Source organism: Enterobacter sp. BIDMC 30, from assembly GCF_000534355.1.
Taxonomy (GTDB): domain Bacteria; phylum Pseudomonadota; class Gammaproteobacteria; order Enterobacterales; family Enterobacteriaceae; genus Enterobacter; species Enterobacter ludwigii.
In genome coordinates this window covers 4,101,800-4,117,616 of sequence record NZ_KI973169.1, presented here as the reverse complement: position 1 = coordinate 4,117,616, position 15,817 = coordinate 4,101,800, and the positions used below count along the sequence as shown (strand labels likewise).

The 15,817-nt window shown below is 52.8% G+C and carries 12 protein-coding genes, 3 tRNA genes and 3 rRNA genes; 11 read left to right on the top strand and 7 right to left on the bottom strand.

Annotation, left to right across the window (positions count from 1 at the left end):
• Positions 1 to 157 precede the first annotated feature (157 nt).
• The 3 genes from L466_RS03025 to nlpE are packed head-to-tail and all read left to right on the top strand — an operon-like array spanning position 158 to position 1,854.
• Positions 158 to 703: a YaeQ family protein gene (locus L466_RS03025; RefSeq protein WP_014168722.1), complete on the top strand. Its 546-nt coding sequence runs from the start codon at positions 158 to 160 to the stop codon at positions 701 to 703.
• Complete coding sequence (gene arfB, locus L466_RS03030) at positions 700 to 1,122, top strand: alternative ribosome rescue aminoacyl-tRNA hydrolase ArfB (RefSeq protein WP_020882624.1); 423 nt, start codon at positions 700 to 702, stop codon at positions 1,120 to 1,122. Before L466_RS03025 ends, arfB begins: the two co-directional genes overlap by 4 nt.
• 33 nt (positions 1,123 to 1,155) lie before the next feature.
• A complete protein-coding gene (gene nlpE / locus L466_RS03035; protein WP_032681625.1) occupies positions 1,156 to 1,854 on the top strand; it encodes an envelope stress response activation lipoprotein NlpE in 699 nt (232 codons plus the stop codon).
• A gap of 54 nt (positions 1,855 to 1,908) precedes the next feature.
• On the opposite strand, the gene proS is transcribed toward nlpE, so the two are convergent.
• From proS to metN, 6 genes are all read right to left on the bottom strand, one after another.
• Positions 1,909 to 3,627, bottom strand: coding sequence for a proline--tRNA ligase (gene proS, locus L466_RS03040; RefSeq protein WP_032681624.1), 1,719 nt, complete (start codon positions 3,625 to 3,627; stop codon positions 1,909 to 1,911).
• Between the two features lie 112 nt (positions 3,628 to 3,739).
• Positions 3,740 to 4,444, bottom strand: a complete 705-nt coding sequence (gene tsaA / locus L466_RS03045) for a tRNA (N6-threonylcarbamoyladenosine(37)-N6)-methyltransferase TrmO (RefSeq protein ID WP_025205135.1) — start codon at positions 4,442 to 4,444, stop codon at positions 3,740 to 3,742.
• Complete coding sequence (gene rcsF / locus L466_RS03050) at positions 4,441 to 4,845, bottom strand: Rcs stress response system protein RcsF (protein WP_032681623.1); 405 nt, start codon at positions 4,843 to 4,845, stop codon at positions 4,441 to 4,443. Before rcsF ends, tsaA begins: the two co-directional genes overlap by 4 nt.
• A 106-nt stretch (positions 4,846 to 4,951) precedes the next feature.
• Positions 4,952 to 5,767 carry a methionine ABC transporter substrate-binding lipoprotein MetQ gene (gene metQ, locus L466_RS03055; RefSeq protein ID WP_032681622.1) on the bottom strand — a complete coding sequence of 272 codons (816 nt, stop codon included), beginning with the start codon at positions 5,765 to 5,767 and terminating at the stop codon, positions 4,952 to 4,954.
• Positions 5,768 to 5,807: 40 nt separating this feature from the next.
• Entirely contained in the window at positions 5,808 to 6,461 is a 654-nt protein-coding gene (locus L466_RS03060) for a methionine ABC transporter permease MetI (protein WP_014168730.1), read from the bottom strand.
• A complete protein-coding gene (gene metN / locus L466_RS03065; RefSeq protein WP_014168731.1) occupies positions 6,454 to 7,485 on the bottom strand; it encodes a methionine ABC transporter ATP-binding protein MetN in 1,032 nt (343 codons plus the stop codon). The genes L466_RS03060 and metN overlap by 8 nt, the downstream gene beginning before the upstream one ends.
• 188 nt (positions 7,486 to 7,673) lie before the next feature.
• Here metN and gmhB point away from each other — a divergent pair, with 188 nt between their 5' ends.
• The 8 genes from gmhB (at position 7,674) to dkgB (ending at position 14,776) form a co-directional block, all read left to right on the top strand.
• A complete protein-coding gene (gene gmhB / locus L466_RS03070) occupies positions 7,674 to 8,240 on the top strand; it encodes a D-glycero-beta-D-manno-heptose 1,7-bisphosphate 7-phosphatase (protein ID WP_014168732.1) in 567 nt (188 codons plus the stop codon).
• 370 nt (positions 8,241 to 8,610) lie between these two features.
• Positions 8,611 to 10,150 (top strand): 16S ribosomal RNA (locus L466_RS03075).
• A 70-nt stretch (positions 10,151 to 10,220) separates the two neighbouring features.
• Positions 10,221 to 10,297, top strand: a tRNA-Ile gene (locus L466_RS03080).
• 38 nt (positions 10,298 to 10,335) lie between these two features.
• Positions 10,336 to 10,411 (top strand) — tRNA-Ala (locus tag L466_RS03085).
• A gap of 180 nt (positions 10,412 to 10,591) precedes the next feature.
• Positions 10,592 to 13,498, top strand: a 23S ribosomal RNA gene (locus L466_RS03090).
• 64 nt (positions 13,499 to 13,562) lie between these two features.
• Positions 13,563 to 13,678 (top strand): 5S ribosomal RNA (rrf, locus tag L466_RS03095).
• Together the 16S, 23S and 5S rRNA genes with 3 tRNA genes alongside form the textbook arrangement of a ribosomal RNA operon.
• A 55-nt stretch (positions 13,679 to 13,733) precedes the next feature.
• A tRNA-Asp gene (locus L466_RS03100) sits at positions 13,734 to 13,810 on the top strand.
• A 162-nt stretch (positions 13,811 to 13,972) separates the two neighbouring features.
• Positions 13,973 to 14,776, top strand: a complete 804-nt coding sequence (gene dkgB / locus L466_RS03105; protein ID WP_032682051.1) for a 2,5-didehydrogluconate reductase DkgB — start codon at positions 13,973 to 13,975, stop codon at positions 14,774 to 14,776.
• Between the two features lie 31 nt (positions 14,777 to 14,807).
• Here the strand turns inward: dkgB and yafC are convergent, their stop codons facing one another.
• A complete protein-coding gene (yafC, locus tag L466_RS03110; RefSeq protein ID WP_014168734.1) occupies positions 14,808 to 15,713 on the bottom strand; it encodes a DNA-binding transcriptional regulator YafC in 906 nt (301 codons plus the stop codon).
• Between the last annotated feature and the right edge of the window lie 104 nt (positions 15,714 to 15,817).

Genomic DNA, 15,817 nt, shown 5'->3' with positions numbered 1-15,817 from the left:
ATTAAGCCTACGAAGATAAACTCGGTTTAGCAAGGTGACTATACCATACTCATTTAAGCAATATCAGCGCCTTGATAGCCGGTGAATGTTCACCCGGGAACAGCCTTTTTATTCCTTTTTCGCTACAATGTGCGCCTGATTCGAAAGGAGTTCTCTCATGGCGCTGAAAGCGACAATTTATAAAGCTGTGGTCAATGTGGCAGATCTTGACCGCAACCAGTTCCTGGATGCGTCACTCACTCTGGCACGCCACCCCTCTGAAACCCAGGAGCGCATGATGCTGCGCCTGCTGGCGTGGATAAAGTATGCTGACGAGCGTCTGCAATTTAGCCGTGGCTTAAGCGCTGAGGACGAGCCAGAGGCCTGGCTGCACAACGATCATCTGGGTATCGATTTATGGATTGAACTCGGTCTGCCGGATGAGCGCCGCATTAAAAAGGCCTGCACGCAGTCCGCTAACGTGGCGTTATTCGCGTATAATCAACGTGCTGCGGAAATCTGGTGGCAGCAAAGCAAGAGCAAGTGCGGGCAGTTTGCCAACCTTACCGTCTGGTATCTGGACGATGAGCAACTGGCGAAGCTGAGCGAGTTTGCCAGCCGGACGATGGTCCTGCAGGCCACAATTCAGGACGGTGCTATCTGGCTTTCTGATTCTCAGAATAATCTGGAAATTCATTTGACGGCGTGGCAGCCAGCGCCATGATTGTCTTGTCCCGAAACGTTAGCATCCCTGACAATGAGCTGGAGATCACCGCCATCCGTGCTCAGGGGGCAGGTGGACAGCACGTTAACAAGGCTTCAACGGCTATCCATTTGCGCTTTGACATTCGGGCCTCCAGCCTGCCAGAGTATTACAAAGAAAGCCTGCTCGCTGCCAGCCATCACCTGATCACCAGTGATGGCGTGATTGTGATTAAAGCGCAGGAGTACCGCAGCCAGGAGTTGAACCGCGAAGCGGCGATTGCCAGACTGGTGTCGATGATTAAAGAACTAACGGCAGTGCAAAAAAGCCGTCGGGCAACGCGACCGACCCGCGCATCGAAAGAGCGTCGGCTATCGTCGAAGGCCCAAAAATCCACAGTGAAAGCACTACGCGGTAAAGTTCGTCGCCCTACGGAGTGACGAAAAGGAACACAATTTCATAAGGAATTCATTGTGAAAAAAGCATTATTGTCAGCGCTGGCAGTGAGTACGCTGTTTGCGCTTTTCGGGTGTAACAACCGTTCTGAAACGCAGGTCGTGCAGCCTGCGCAGAATGAAGAGTTAAAGCCAATGCAGCAGAGCTGGCGCGGCGTTTTACCGTGTGCCGACTGCGAGGGCATTGAAACGTCACTGTTCCTGCAGAAAGACGGTACCTGGGTTATGAACCAGCGTTATCAGGGGGCGAAAGAACCATCTTCCTTTGCGTCCTACGGGACATGGGCGCGTACGGCTGAGAAGCTGGTACTGACGGATACCACCGGTGAGAAAACCTATTTCCGCGCCAAAGGTGAAGGGATGGAGATGCTCGACCGCGAAGGCAATCCGATTGAGTCCCAGTTTAACTATACGCTGGCCCCGGTGAAAGCTGCCCTGCCTGCAACGCCAATGCCAATGCGTGGGATGTATTTCTATATGGCGGATGCGGCGATCTTTACCGACTGCGCCACCGGCAAGAAAATTAGCGTGGCGAACAATGCGCAGCTGGAGCGTGATTACGCTGTTGCGCGTGGCAATGACAGCAAGCCTGTCCTGCTGACGGTAGATGGTCACTTTACGCTGGAGCCGAACCCGGACAGCGGAGAGCTGGTGAAAACGCTGGTGACAGATAAAGACGCGAAGTTTGTTGCGGGCAAAGACTGTAACAGCAAATAAGCCGATATCGGCCCATTAAAAAACCCCGCCTGAGCGGGGTTTTTTTGTTGAACGTTAACCTTTGATGGCTTTCACCAGGTAATCAAGAATGTCGCCAGTCTTGATCATCTGCTTTTCACCACTGCGACGGTATTTGTATTCAATGTCGTCGCTGTCGAGGTTACGGTCGCCGATGACTACGGTGTGCGGGATACCGATCAGTTCCATATCGGCAAACATCACGCCTGGACGCTCTTTACGGTCATCCATCAGCACTTCGATACCCTGAGCGCGCAGCTCGGAGTAAAGTTTTTCGGCCAGCTCCTGCACACGGTAAGACTTGTGCATGTTCATTGGCAGAATAGCCACCTGGAACGGGGCGATATTGTCTGGCCAGACGATGCCACGTTCGTCGTAGTTTTGCTCAATGGCGGCTGCAACCACACGCGTCACACCGATACCGTAGCAACCCATGGTCAGGATCTGGTTGCGGCCATCTTCCCCCTGAACGGCGGCATTCAGCGCGCGGGAATATTTATCCCCCAGCTGGAAGATGTGGCCCACTTCGATACCGCGTTTGATCATCAGGGTGCCCTGGCCGTCCGGGCTCGGATCGCCTGCCACCACGTTACGGATATCAGCCACTTCCGGCGTCGCGACATCGCGATCCCAGTTGATGCCGAAGTAATGTTTACCGTCGATGTTAGCGCCAGCGGCGAAGTCGCTCATTGCGGCTACCGTACGGTCAATAACCACCGGAACCGGCATATCCACCGGGCCCAGAGAGCCTGGACCTGCATTCACGACGGCACGGATTTCCGCTTCCGTTGCGAACGTCAGCGGGCTGGCAACCTGAGGCAGCTTCTCAGCTTTCACTTCGTTCAGTTCGTGATCGCCACGCACCAGCAGGGCAACCAGCGGGTACGCGCTACCTTCGGTGGATTTCACCAGCAGGGTTTTTACCGTTTTTTCGACGGGCAGGTTGAACTGCTCAACCAGCTCAGCAATGGTTTTTGCGTGAGGTGTATCAACCAGCTTCATCTCTTCCGTTGCAGCAGCACGTGGCGCTTTAGGGGCCAGCGCTTCTGCAAACTCGATGTTCGCGGCGTAATCAGAAGAGTCAGAGAAGATCACATCGTCTTCACCGCTCTGAGCCAGAACCTGGAACTCATGAGACGCGCTTCCGCCGATAGAACCGGTATCAGCCTGCACAGCACGGAAATCCAGACCCATACGGGAGAAGATTTTGCTGTAAGCCTCGTACATTTTGTCGTAGGTCTCTTGCAGCGATTCCTGAGACGTATGGAAAGAGTAAGCATCTTTCATCAGGAATTCGCGTGAGCGCATGACGCCGAAACGTGGGCGAACTTCATCACGGAACTTGGTCTGGATCTGGAAGAAGTTCAGCGGCAGCTGTTTGTAAGAGCTCAGCTCATTACGAATCAGGTCGGTAATGACTTCTTCATGCGTTGGGCCGAGGACGAATGGACGCTCGCCACGATCAACGAAACGCAGCAGCTCAGGGCCATATTGCTCCCAACGGCCGCTCTCCTGCCACAGGTCAGCGGGCTGAACCACAGGCATGGACACCTCGATAGCACCGGCGTTGTTCATCTCTTCACGCACGATGTTTTCGACTTTTTTCAGGACGCGCACGCCGGTCGGCAGCCAGGTATATAACCCGGAGGCCAGCTTGCGGATCATCCCGGCGCGCAGCATCAGCTGATGGCTGATCACTTCGGCGTCGGCAGGCGTCTCCTTCAGAGTGGAGAGCAGATATTGGCTAGTACGCATGTTGTTACGGTTCCATTTCGACGATTGGAACAGGCTGAAACACCAGCCTGAGACAAAAAAAGTGGTTTAGTTTACCAGTGTGGCAAAGATGCCAAAAGAGAGGAGGACAAAATTACCTGGGTTCAAGGGCAAACACTTCAAAACCTGCCCCGGTCACGCGCCAGCGAACGTTAAAATCCAGCAGCCAGACGGCGTAGGTTTTCCCGGCGTCCTCTTCTTTACGATAGGCCGGACGGGGGTCCTGAGCCAGCACTTCGGTGATAAAGTCACGAAGGCGGGGATAGCGTGTTTCCAGCTGCTGAAGCTGCGTGGTTATCTCAGCCGTGAAGTGAACAGGCATATCTGCCTGCGGTGCTTCCTGGGCATAGCTTGCGCGGGCGTCGGGTAACGCTTCGGCAAAGGGGAGATACGGCTTGATATCGATAACTGGCGTGCCATCAACCAGGTCAAGGCTGCCTAACTCCAGTATGACCTGATCCTTCTGACAGCGTATACCTTTCAGTTCGACCAGCGACATCCCGACAGGGTTTGGACGGAAGGTTGAGCGCGTCGCAAACACGCCCATCCTGGCGTTGCCTCCCAGGCGAGGAGGGCGTACGGTCGGACGCCAGCCACCTTCCATCGTCTGGTGAAACACAAACACAATCCATAAGTGGCTGAATGCTTCGAGCCCGCGTACGGCATCGGCCTGATTGTAGGGCGCGATCAAGTGAAGCTCGCCACCGCTGGTGACCAGACCTGGCTGGCGTGGCACGGCGAACTTCTCTTTATAGGGAGAGCGAATAACGCCTATCTGTTCGAACTGAAATGAACTCATTTCGCCGTAATGTTCAGCGCCGAGCCGATGCAAACCGCCTGACGGTAGCAACCCGGTGTTCCACTGGTCACTTCGCAGCTATGCAGCAGAACCGCGTTGGCTTTCATTTTTGCCGCGTTGATCTGCATGCGTTTACGCGCTGTTGGGATATTCGGTGGAGAGTCCTGATTGGTAGCCTGACAGGATTCGCCGCTTACTTCACCCAGTTCACGGAAAGGTTTACCCACGAGTTCGTCAGCTTTGGTAATAATGCGAACCGGCGTAGGGCGAGGCGCTTTCGGTTTTACGGGTTCTGCTTTTGGCGGGGTTGCCGTGCTTTGGACAGGTTCAACAGGAGATCTGCTTAGCATAGAACAGCCGCTCAGCATGAGTGCTAAAAGACAGATCGGTAAAGCACGCATAATAATTCCTCAATGGATAATCAAAACGTCAGATATTGAATCAGTTGACTGCACAAATGACAAGACGGGCATAAGCCCGTCTTGATGATATTACACTGAGGTGAGATTACCAGCCCTTAACAGCGCCGCCGTTAAACACTTTGTTGGCTTCCTGGAAAACTTCGTCAGACTGATAAGCCTGTACGAACTTCTTCACGTTTTCCGCATCTTTGTTGTCTTCGCGAGTCACGATCAGGTTTACATACGGGGAGTCTTTGTCTTCAACGAAGATACCGTCTTTCGCTGGCGTCAGGCCAATCTGGCTGGCGTACGTGGTGTTGATAACGGCCAGGGCAATCTGCGCGTCGTCGAGAGAACGTGGCAGCTGTGGGGCTTCCAGCTCAACAATTTTCAGATTTTTCGGATTCTCGGTGACATCCAGAACGGTTGGCAGCAGGCCAACACCGTCTTTCAGTTTAATCAGGCCCACTTTCTGCAGCAGCAGCAGGGAACGGCCAAGGTTGGTTGGGTCGTTAGGGACGGCAACCTGAGAGCCTGGCTGCAGTTCATCCAGAGATTTAATTTTCTTGGAGTAACCGGCAATAGGGTAAACAAAGGTGTTACCCACACCCACCAGTTTATAGCCGCGGTCCTTGATCTGCTGATCCAGGTAAGGTTTGTGCTGGAAGGCGTTGGCGTCGATATCGCCTTTGCTCAGCGCTTCGTTCGGCAGAACGTAATCGTTAAAGGTCACCAGCTCAACGTCCAGACCATACTTCTCTTTCGCGACTTTCTGCGCGACTTCAGCAACCTGCTGTTCTGCACCCACGATAACGCCCACTTTGATGTGGTTTGGATCTTTTTCGTCCTGACCGCAACCCACCAGTGCCAGAGAGCCGATCAGCGCGCCTACCGCTGCAAAGGTCTTTAATTTAAACGCCATGTTATATCCTTAACTCGTCGAGTTTGTGTTGTGTGTAACGTTATTTGTGAGTAACAGTCCGGACGATGCGATCGCCAGAGAACTGGATTAAGTAAACCAGCACAACCAGCAATACCAGAACGGTATTCATTACGGTAGCGTTATAACCAATATAGCCGTACTGGTAGCCAATCTGGCCTAAACCGCCGGCGCCAACGGCACCGCCCATCGCGGAATAACCCACCAGAGTAATCAACGTAATGGTTGCCGCGTTAACCAGCCCGGGCAGCGCTTCAGGCAGCAGGACTTTACGCACGATCTGCATTGGCGTTGCCCCCATCGCGCGGGAAGCCTCGATCAAACCGGTCGGGATTTCCAGCAGGGCGTTTTCCACCATACGGGCGATAAACGGCGCAGCTCCCACGGTCAGCGGAACGATGGCTGCCTGCAAACCGATAGACGTTCCCACGATCACACGGGTAAATGGAATCATCCACACCAGCAGAATAATGAACGGGATAGAACGGAAGATATTCACCAGTGCAGACAGGGTGCGATACAGCTTCGCATTCTCAATGATTTGTCCCGGGCGCGTCACATACAGCAGCACGCCGACCGGCAGACCAATCACAAAACCAAAGAAGCCTGATACAAAGGTCATTGCCAGCGTTTCCCAAACGCCGCGAACCAGCAGCCACATCATCGGCTCAGACATAACCCAGTACCTCTACTTTTACGTGATGTTCTTGCAGCCAGGCAATGGCCGCCTGGGTTTCTGCTTGTGTTCCGTGCATTTCCGTCAGCATGATGCCGAACTTCACGCCACCGGCGTAATCCATTTGCGCGCTGATGATGTTGTTATTCACATTAAAGCGGCGCGCGGTTTCGGACAGCAGTGGTGCATCGACGGACTGGCCAGTGAACTCCATACGCAGCATCGGGACGCTGTCCGCGGTCGATTCTGTTTTTAAACGCTCCAGATAATCTTCCGGAATATCCAGGTGCAGCGTGGACTGAATAAACTGTTGTGCCAGTGGGGTTTTCGGATGGGAAAACACTTCGCTAACCGTGTCTTGCTCAATCAATTCACCGTTGCTGATTACCGCGACGCAATCACAGATGCGTTTCACCACGTCCATTTCATGTGTAATAAGGAGAATGGTCAGGCCGAGGCGACGGTTGATGTCCTTCAGCAGCTCCAGAATGGAACGCGTAGTGGCGGGATCTAATGCGCTGGTGGCTTCATCGCACAGCAGCACTTTCGGGTTACTTGCCAGCGCGCGGGCTATGGCCACACGCTGCTTTTGTCCGCCGGACAGGTTTGCCGGGTAGCTATCGTGTTTATCACCCAGACCAACGAGATCCAGCAGTTCGGTTACGCGACGCTTAACTTCTTCTTTTGGCGTGTTGTCCAGTTCCAGCGGCAAGGCAACGTTGCCAAACACCGTACGGGAGGCCAGCAGGTTAAAGTGCTGGAAGATCATGCCAATCTGGCGGCGTGCTTTCGTCAGTTCTTTCTCTGAAAGGGCGGTCAGTTCCTGCCCGCCTACTTCTACACGACCCTGGGTTGGGCGCTCAAGCAGGTTAACACAACGGATCAGCGTACTTTTACCTGCACCCGATGCGCCAATGACGCCATAAATTTGACCAGCAGGAACATGCAGGCTGACATTGTTCAGCGCCTGAATGGTTCGGTTCCCCTGCTGGAACACTTTGGTGATATTGGAAAGTTTAATCATTAGATTATTTTTATCGTATGTAAGTTAGCCGTGGCATTTTCTTCTGCCAGATACGGGTGATGACCGTAAACAAAACGGATGTTAAGGCATCCAGACGTCTAAATCAATCCAACTCTGTACGATGAGCACTTTATTGCGCTGCGATTCATGAGATACTAGCTGTACATGCCTTTTTCAGGAGCAAACCGGTGGCAAAATCAGTACCCGCAATTTTTCTCGATCGTGATGGCACTATTAATGTGGATCACGGTTATGTCCACGAAATTGATGAGTTCGAGTTTATCGAGGGCGTTATCGATGCCATGCGCCAGCTGAAAGAGATGGGCTATGCGCTGGTGGTCGTGACCAACCAGTCCGGCATCGCACGTGGAAAATTCACCGAGGCGCAATTCGAGACGCTGACGGAATGGATGGACTGGTCGCTGGCTGACCGCGGTGTCGAACTTGATGGCATTTACTATTGCCCGCACCACCCGCAGGGAACTGTAGAAGAGTTTCGCCAGACGTGTGATTGCCGCAAGCCGCATCCGGGAATGTTTATCTCTGCGCAGGAATTCCTGCATATCGATATGGCTGCTTCTTATATGGTGGGCGATAAACTGGAAGATATGCAGGCAGCAACCGCCGCAGGTGTGGGGACTAAAATACTTGTGCGCACCGGCAAACCTGTGACCCCTGAAGCAGAGAGTGCCGCGGATTGGGTGATTAATAGCCTGGCAGAGCTGCCAAAAGAGATTAAAAAGCACCAAAAATAGCCTTTTTGGTGAAAAGGTGAGCGGTCGAAATAAAAATGCATATTTCCGCTTGTCATTCCTCGGTGGCACCCTATAATGCGCCTCCATCGATACGGCAGATGTGAATCACTTCACAGTTAACCCGGTCGGTTGAAGAGAAAAAATCCTGAACTTCAGGGTTGACTCTGAAAGAGGAAAGCGTAATATACGCCACCTCGCGACGGTGAGCTGTAAGCCGCGTCGCAACTGCTCTTTAACAATTTATCAGACAATCTGTGTGGGCACTCAAAGTGACATGGATTCTTAACGTCCTCGGACGAAAAATGAATACCAAGTCTCTGAGTGAACATACGTAATTCATTACGAAGTTTAATTCACGAGCATCAAACTTAAATTGAAGAGTTTGATCATGGCTCAGATTGAACGCTGGCGGCAGGCCTAACACATGCAAGTCGAACGGTAGCACAGAGAGCTTGCTCTCGGGTGACGAGTGGCGGACGGGTGAGTAATGTCTGGGAAACTGCCTGATGGAGGGGGATAACTACTGGAAACGGTAGCTAATACCGCATAACGTCGCAAGACCAAAGAGGGGGACCTTCGGGCCTCTTGCCATCAGATGTGCCCAGATGGGATTAGCTAGTAGGTGGGGTAACGGCTCACCTAGGCGACGATCCCTAGCTGGTCTGAGAGGATGACCAGCCACACTGGAACTGAGACACGGTCCAGACTCCTACGGGAGGCAGCAGTGGGGAATATTGCACAATGGGCGCAAGCCTGATGCAGCCATGCCGCGTGTATGAAGAAGGCCTTCGGGTTGTAAAGTACTTTCAGCGGGGAGGAAGGTGTTGTGGTTAATAACCGCAGCAATTGACGTTACCCGCAGAAGAAGCACCGGCTAACTCCGTGCCAGCAGCCGCGGTAATACGGAGGGTGCAAGCGTTAATCGGAATTACTGGGCGTAAAGCGCACGCAGGCGGTCTGTCAAGTCGGATGTGAAATCCCCGGGCTCAACCTGGGAACTGCATTCGAAACTGGCAGGCTAGAGTCTTGTAGAGGGGGGTAGAATTCCAGGTGTAGCGGTGAAATGCGTAGAGATCTGGAGGAATACCGGTGGCGAAGGCGGCCCCCTGGACAAAGACTGACGCTCAGGTGCGAAAGCGTGGGGAGCAAACAGGATTAGATACCCTGGTAGTCCACGCCGTAAACGATGTCGACTTGGAGGTTGTGCCCTTGAGGCGTGGCTTCCGGAGCTAACGCGTTAAGTCGACCGCCTGGGGAGTACGGCCGCAAGGTTAAAACTCAAATGAATTGACGGGGGCCCGCACAAGCGGTGGAGCATGTGGTTTAATTCGATGCAACGCGAAGAACCTTACCTACTCTTGACATCCAGAGAACTTAGCAGAGATGCTTTGGTGCCTTCGGGAACTCTGAGACAGGTGCTGCATGGCTGTCGTCAGCTCGTGTTGTGAAATGTTGGGTTAAGTCCCGCAACGAGCGCAACCCTTATCCTTTGTTGCCAGCGGTCCGGCCGGGAACTCAAAGGAGACTGCCAGTGATAAACTGGAGGAAGGTGGGGATGACGTCAAGTCATCATGGCCCTTACGAGTAGGGCTACACACGTGCTACAATGGCGCATACAAAGAGAAGCGAACTCGCGAGAGCAAGCGGACCTCATAAAGTGCGTCGTAGTCCGGATTGGAGTCTGCAACTCGACTCCATGAAGTCGGAATCGCTAGTAATCGTAGATCAGAATGCTACGGTGAATACGTTCCCGGGCCTTGTACACACCGCCCGTCACACCATGGGAGTGGGTTGCAAAAGAAGTAGGTAGCTTAACCTTCGGGAGGGCGCTTACCACTTTGTGATTCATGACTGGGGTGAAGTCGTAACAAGGTAACCGTAGGGGAACCTGCGGTTGGATCACCTCCTTACCTTAAAGAACCTGCCTTTGTAGTGCTCACACAGATTGTCTGATGAAAAACAGCAGTAAAAAACCTCTACAGGCTTGTAGCTCAGGTGGTTAGAGCGCACCCCTGATAAGGGTGAGGTCGGTGGTTCAAGTCCACTCAGGCCTACCAAATCTGTCATGCAGATTTGAAGAGGTTGGTCATACGATGGGGCTATAGCTCAGCTGGGAGAGCGCCTGCTTTGCACGCAGGAGGTCTGCGGTTCGATCCCGCATAGCTCCACCATCTTTTACTGCGAAAACAAGAAAACTTCAGAGTGAACCTGAAAAGGTGCACTGCGAAGTTTTGCTCTTTAAAAATCTGGATCAAGCTGAAAATTGAAACGACACACATGTTATGTGTGTTCGAGTCTCTCAAATTTTCGCAAACCGGTGATGAATCGAAAGAAACATCTTCGGGTTGTGAGGTTAAGCGACTAAGCGTACACGGTGGATGCCCTGGCAGTCAGAGGCGATGAAGGACGTGCTAATCTGCGAAAAGCGCCGGCGAGGTGATATGAACCTTTGACCCGGCGATGTCCGAATGGGGAAACCCAGTGTGTTCCGACACACTATCGTTAACTGAATACATAGGTTAACGAGGCGAACCGGGGGAACTGAAACATCTAAGTACCCCGAGGAAAAGAAATCAACCGAGATTCCCCCAGTAGCGGCGAGCGAACGGGGAGCAGCCCAGAGTCTGAATCAGCTTGTGTGTTAGTGGAAGCGTCTGGAAAGTCGCACGGTACAGGGTGACAGTCCCGTACACGAAAGCACACAGGCTGTGAACTCGAAGAGTAGGGCGGGACACGTGGTATCCTGTCTGAATATGGGGGGACCATCCTCCAAGGCTAAATACTCCTGACTGACCGATAGTGAACCAGTACCGTGAGGGAAAGGCGAAAAGAACCCCGGCGAGGGGAGTGAAAAAGAACCTGAAACCGTGTACGTACAAGCAGTGGGAGCCTCTTTTATGGGGTGACTGCGTACCTTTTGTATAATGGGTCAGCGACTTATATTCTGTAGCAAGGTTAACCGTATAGGGGAGCCGAAGGGAAACCGAGTCTTAACTGGGCGTTAAGTTGCAGGGTATAGACCCGAAACCCGGTGATCTAGCCATGGGCAGGTTGAAGGTTGGGTAACACTAACTGGAGGACCGAACCGACTAATGTTGAAAAATTAGCGGATGACTTGTGGCTGGGGGTGAAAGGCCAATCAAACCGGGAGATAGCTGGTTCTCCCCGAAAGCTATTTAGGTAGCGCCTCGTGAACTCATCTTCGGGGGTAGAGCACTGTTTCGGCTAGGGGGCCATCCCGGCTTACCAACCCGATGCAAACTACGAATACCGAAGAATGTTATCACGGGAGACACACGGCGGGTGCTAACGTCCGTCGTGAAGAGGGAAACAACCCAGACCGCCAGCTAAGGTCCCAAAGTCATGGTTAAGTGGGAAACGATGTGGGAAGGCACAGACAGCCAGGATGTTGGCTTAGAAGCAGCCATCATTTAAAGAAAGCGTAATAGCTCACTGGTCGAGTCGGCCTGCGCGGAAGATGTAACGGGGCTAAACCATGCACCGAAGCTGCGGCAGCGACGCTTATGCGTTGTTGGGTAGGGGAGCGTTCTGTAAGCCGTTGAAGGTGTCCTGTGAGGGGTGCTGGAGGTATCAGAAGTGCGAATGCTGACATAAGTAACGATAAAGCGGGTGAAAAGCCCGCTCGCCGGAAGACCAAGGGTTCCTGTCCAACGTTAATCGGGGCAGGGTGAGTCGACCCCTAAGGCGAGGCCGAAAGGCGTAGTCGATGGGAAACAGGTTAATATTCCTGTACTTGGTGTTACTGCGAAGGGGGGACGGAGAAGGCTATGTTAGCCGGGCGACGGTTGTCCCGGTTTAAGCATGTAGGCGGAGGTTCCAGGTAAATCCGGTTCCTTGTTAACGCTGAGGTGTGATGACGAGGCACTACGGTGCTGAAGTAACAAATGCCCTGCTTCCAGGAAAAGCCTCTAAGCATCAGGTAACACGAAATCGTACCCCAAACCGACACAGGTGGTCAGGTAGAGAATACCAAGGCGCTTGAGAGAACTCGGGTGAAGGAACTAGGCAAAATGGTGCCGTAACTTCGGGAGAAGGCACGCTGATATGTAGGTGAAGCCCCTGCGGGTGGAGCTGAAATCAGTCGAAGATACCAGCTGGCTGCAACTGTTTATTAAAAACACAGCACTGTGCAAACACGAAAGTGGACGTATACGGTGTGACGCCTGCCCGGTGCCGGAAGGTTAATTGATGGGGTTAGCGGTAACGCGAAGCTCTTGATCGAAGCCCCGGTAAACGGCGGCCGTAACTATAACGGTCCTAAGGTAGCGAAATTCCTTGTCGGGTAAGTTCCGACCTGCACGAATGGCGTAATGATGGCCAGGCTGTCTCCACCCGAGACTCAGTGAAATTGAACTCGCTGTGAAGATGCAGTGTACCCGCGGCAAGACGGAAAGACCCCGTGAACCTTTACTATAGCTTGACACTGAACACTGGTCCTTGATGTGTAGGATAGGTGGGAGGCTTTGAAGCGTGGACGCCAGTCTGCGTGGAGCCAACCTTGAAATACCACCCTTTAATGGCTGGTGTTCTAACGTAGACCCGTGATCCGGGTTGCGGACAGTGTCTGGTGGGTAGTTTGACTGGGGCGGTCTCCTCCCAAAGAGTAACGGAGGAGCACGAAGGTTAGCTAATCCTGGTCGGACATCAGGAGGTTAGTGCAATGGCATAAGCTAGCTTGACTGCGAGAGTGACGGCTCGAGCAGGTGCGAAAGCAGGTCATAGTGATCCGGTGGTTCTGAATGGAAGGGCCATCGCTCAACGGATAAAAGGTACTCCGGGGATAACAGGCTGATACCGCCCAAGAGTTCATATCGACGGCGGTGTTTGGCACCTCGATGTCGGCTCATCACATCCTGGGGCTGAAGTAGGTCCCAAGGGTATGGCTGTTCGCCATTTAAAGTGGTACGCGAGCTGGGTTTAGAACGTCGTGAGACAGTTCGGTCCCTATCTGCCGTGGGCGCTGGAGAATTGAGGGGGGCTGCTCCTAGTACGAGAGGACCGGAGTGGACGCATCACTGGTGTTCGGGTTGTCATGCCAATGGCACTGCCCGGTAGCTAAATGCGGAAGAGATAAGTGCTGAAAGCATCTAAGCACGAAACTTGCCCCGAGATGAGTTCTCCCTGAGACTTTAAGTCTCCTGAAGGAACGTTGAAGACTACGACGTTGATAGGTCGGGTGTGTAAGCGCAGCGATGCGTTGAGCTAACCGATACTAATGAACCGTGAGGCTTAACCTTACAACGCCGAAGATGTTTTGGCGTGAGAGAGACGATTTTCAGCTGATACAGATTACAGAATTTGCCTGGCGGCTTTAGCGCGGTGGTCCCACCTGACCCCATGCCGAACTCAGAAGTGAAACGCCGTAGCGCCGATGGTAGTGTGGGGTCTCCCCATGTGAGAGTAGGGAACTGCCAGGCATCAAATTACGTAGTAAGCCGGTGCATAAATCCGGTGGTTACAGCAGTCTTCGGTGGAGCGGTAGTTCAGTCGGTTAGAATACCTGCCTGTCACGCAGGGGGTCGCGGGTTCGAGTCCCGTCCGTTCCGCCACTTATTAAAAGCCCTGAGTTAACGCTCAGGGCTTTTTTCATATCTGTCGTATCATTATTGCCAAATCAGCAAATATCCTCTGCGTTAAACGCTCTTTTTCTGCATAACGGCAGCAGCGATAATCCTCCTCAGTTAACAATCATTATGAATAACGAGGATTACATGACTATCCCTGCACTGGGTCTGGGCACTTTCCGCCTGAAAGACGACGTTGTTATCGCATCCGTTAAAACTGCACTTGAACTCGGCTATCGCGCAATTGATACGGCGCAGATTTATGATAACGAAGCTGCCGTTGGTCAGGCTATCGAAGAGAGCGGCGTAGCGCGCAGCGAGCTTTTCATCACCACCAAAATCTGGATTGAAAACCTCAGCAAAGACAAATTGATCCCCAGCCTGAAAGAGAGCCTGGAAAAACTGCGTACCGACTATGTGGATCTGACGTTGATCCACTGGCCATCACCGAACGATGCCGTGTCAGTCGAGGTGTTCATGCAGGCATTGCTTGAAGCGAAAGAGCAGGGCTTAACGCGTGAAATAGGTATTTCTAATTTCACCATTCCGCTGATGGAAAAAGCCATAGCCGCCGTGGGGGCAGAAAACATTGCAACCAATCAGATTGAACTCTCTCCCTACCTGCAAAACCGCAAAGTCGTGGACTGGGCAAAACAGCACGGCATCCACATCACCTCATATATGACCCTGGCCTACGGTAAAGCACTGAAAGATGACGTGATTAATCGTATCGCAGAGAAACATAGCGCAACGGCTGCACAGGTGATTCTGGCATGGGCGATGGGTGAAGGTTACGCCGTGATCCCCTCTTCAACCCGACGTGAAAACCTGGCCAGTAACCTGTTAGCGAGGGATCTCCAGCTGGACGCCGAAGACAAAAAAGCGATCGCTGCCCTGGAATGCAACGATCGTCTGGTCAGCCCTGAAGGTCTGGCACCTGACTGGGATTAATATTGACCCTTTCCTCTGTAACCTGAAACCCTCACACAGCTCCCCCGGGAGCTGTTTTTATATGTTCGCTCAGGAAATCGATAAAGGCGCGTATGCGCGTACTTACCGCTCTGTCACTGTAATAAACTGCACTAAAAGGCATCTCCACAGGCAGACGTTTATCTGCCATCAGCTCTACAAGCTCACCGCGTGCAATTTCTTTATCAATCATATAGTCCGACAAACAGGCGATCCCATTCCCTTCGAGGCAAAGCTGCTTCAGCGTTTCTCCACTGTTGGACGATAACCCACTGGTGATTTCATGCAGTTGACCATCATGACAGGCCACAGGCCAGGTGTTCAGCGATACGGGCTCCGTGAAGCCCAGGCACAGGTGCTGCTTCAGTTCTTCAACCGTCTCTGGTTTGCCATGCTCTGCGATGTATTGCGGTGATGCGACTATCTTGCGGTAGCTGGCAAAAAGAGGGCGGGCCCGCAAGCTCGAGTCGGTCAGGGTGCCGGCCCGGATCGCCACATCCACTTTCCGCTCGATGAGATTGATAAACGTCTCTGAGGAAACTAACGAGAGCGTCATCTCCGGATAGCGTTCGCGGAAAGGCTTGATCAGCGGCATCAGAAAATGAAGAACAACCGGTGTTGCCGCATCAATGCGCAGCAATCCGCGCGGCGTACTACGGGTTTCCATAATCTCTGTTTCTGCCGCCGCCATCTCCTGCAGGACAGACTGCACACGGCGGAAATAACGCTCGCCTTCCTCCGTCAGGCTTAGCTGACGCGTCGTTCGGTTGAGAAGACTGACGCCGAGCTTCATCTCCAGTTTTTTCACCGAGCGGCTGATGGCTGAATTAGCCTGCCCCAGCTGCTCGGCCGCACGGCTAAAACTGCCGCTTTCGACGACGGCGACAAAAATTGTCAGCTCTTCCGACGTTGCTTTCATTGTTGCACTACCTGCAAAATTCTATTGATATTTTGACCATTTTTGTTATTTAAGCACTGGCGCATACTGCCTGTCATCTTAATCCTGATGATATGGAGTTATTT

Coding starts and splice junctions, on each gene's coding strand:
- metQ (WP_032681622.1), bottom strand. CDS start 5,767: ATGGCGTTTAAATTAAAGACCTTTGCAGCGGTAGGCGCGCTGATCGGC.
- arfB (WP_020882624.1), top strand. CDS start 700: ATGATTGTCTTGTCCCGAAACGTTAGCATCCCTGACAATGAGCTGGAG.
- rcsF (WP_032681623.1), bottom strand. CDS start 4,845: ATGCGTGCTTTACCGATCTGTCTTTTAGCACTCATGCTGAGCGGCTGT.
- dkgB (WP_032682051.1), top strand. CDS start 13,973: ATGACTATCCCTGCACTGGGTCTGGGCACTTTCCGCCTGAAAGACGAC.
- tsaA (WP_025205135.1), bottom strand. CDS start 4,444: ATGAGTTCATTTCAGTTCGAACAGATAGGCGTTATTCGCTCTCCCTAT.
- L466_RS03060 (WP_014168730.1), bottom strand. CDS start 6,461: ATGTCTGAGCCGATGATGTGGCTGCTGGTTCGCGGCGTTTGGGAAACG.
- yafC (WP_014168734.1), bottom strand. CDS start 15,713: ATGAAAGCAACGTCGGAAGAGCTGACAATTTTTGTCGCCGTCGTCGAA.
- metN (WP_014168731.1), bottom strand. CDS start 7,485: ATGATTAAACTTTCCAATATCACCAAAGTGTTCCAGCAGGGGAACCGA.
- proS (WP_032681624.1), bottom strand. CDS start 3,627: ATGCGTACTAGCCAATATCTGCTCTCCACTCTGAAGGAGACGCCTGCC.
- L466_RS03025 (WP_014168722.1), top strand. CDS start 158: ATGGCGCTGAAAGCGACAATTTATAAAGCTGTGGTCAATGTGGCAGAT.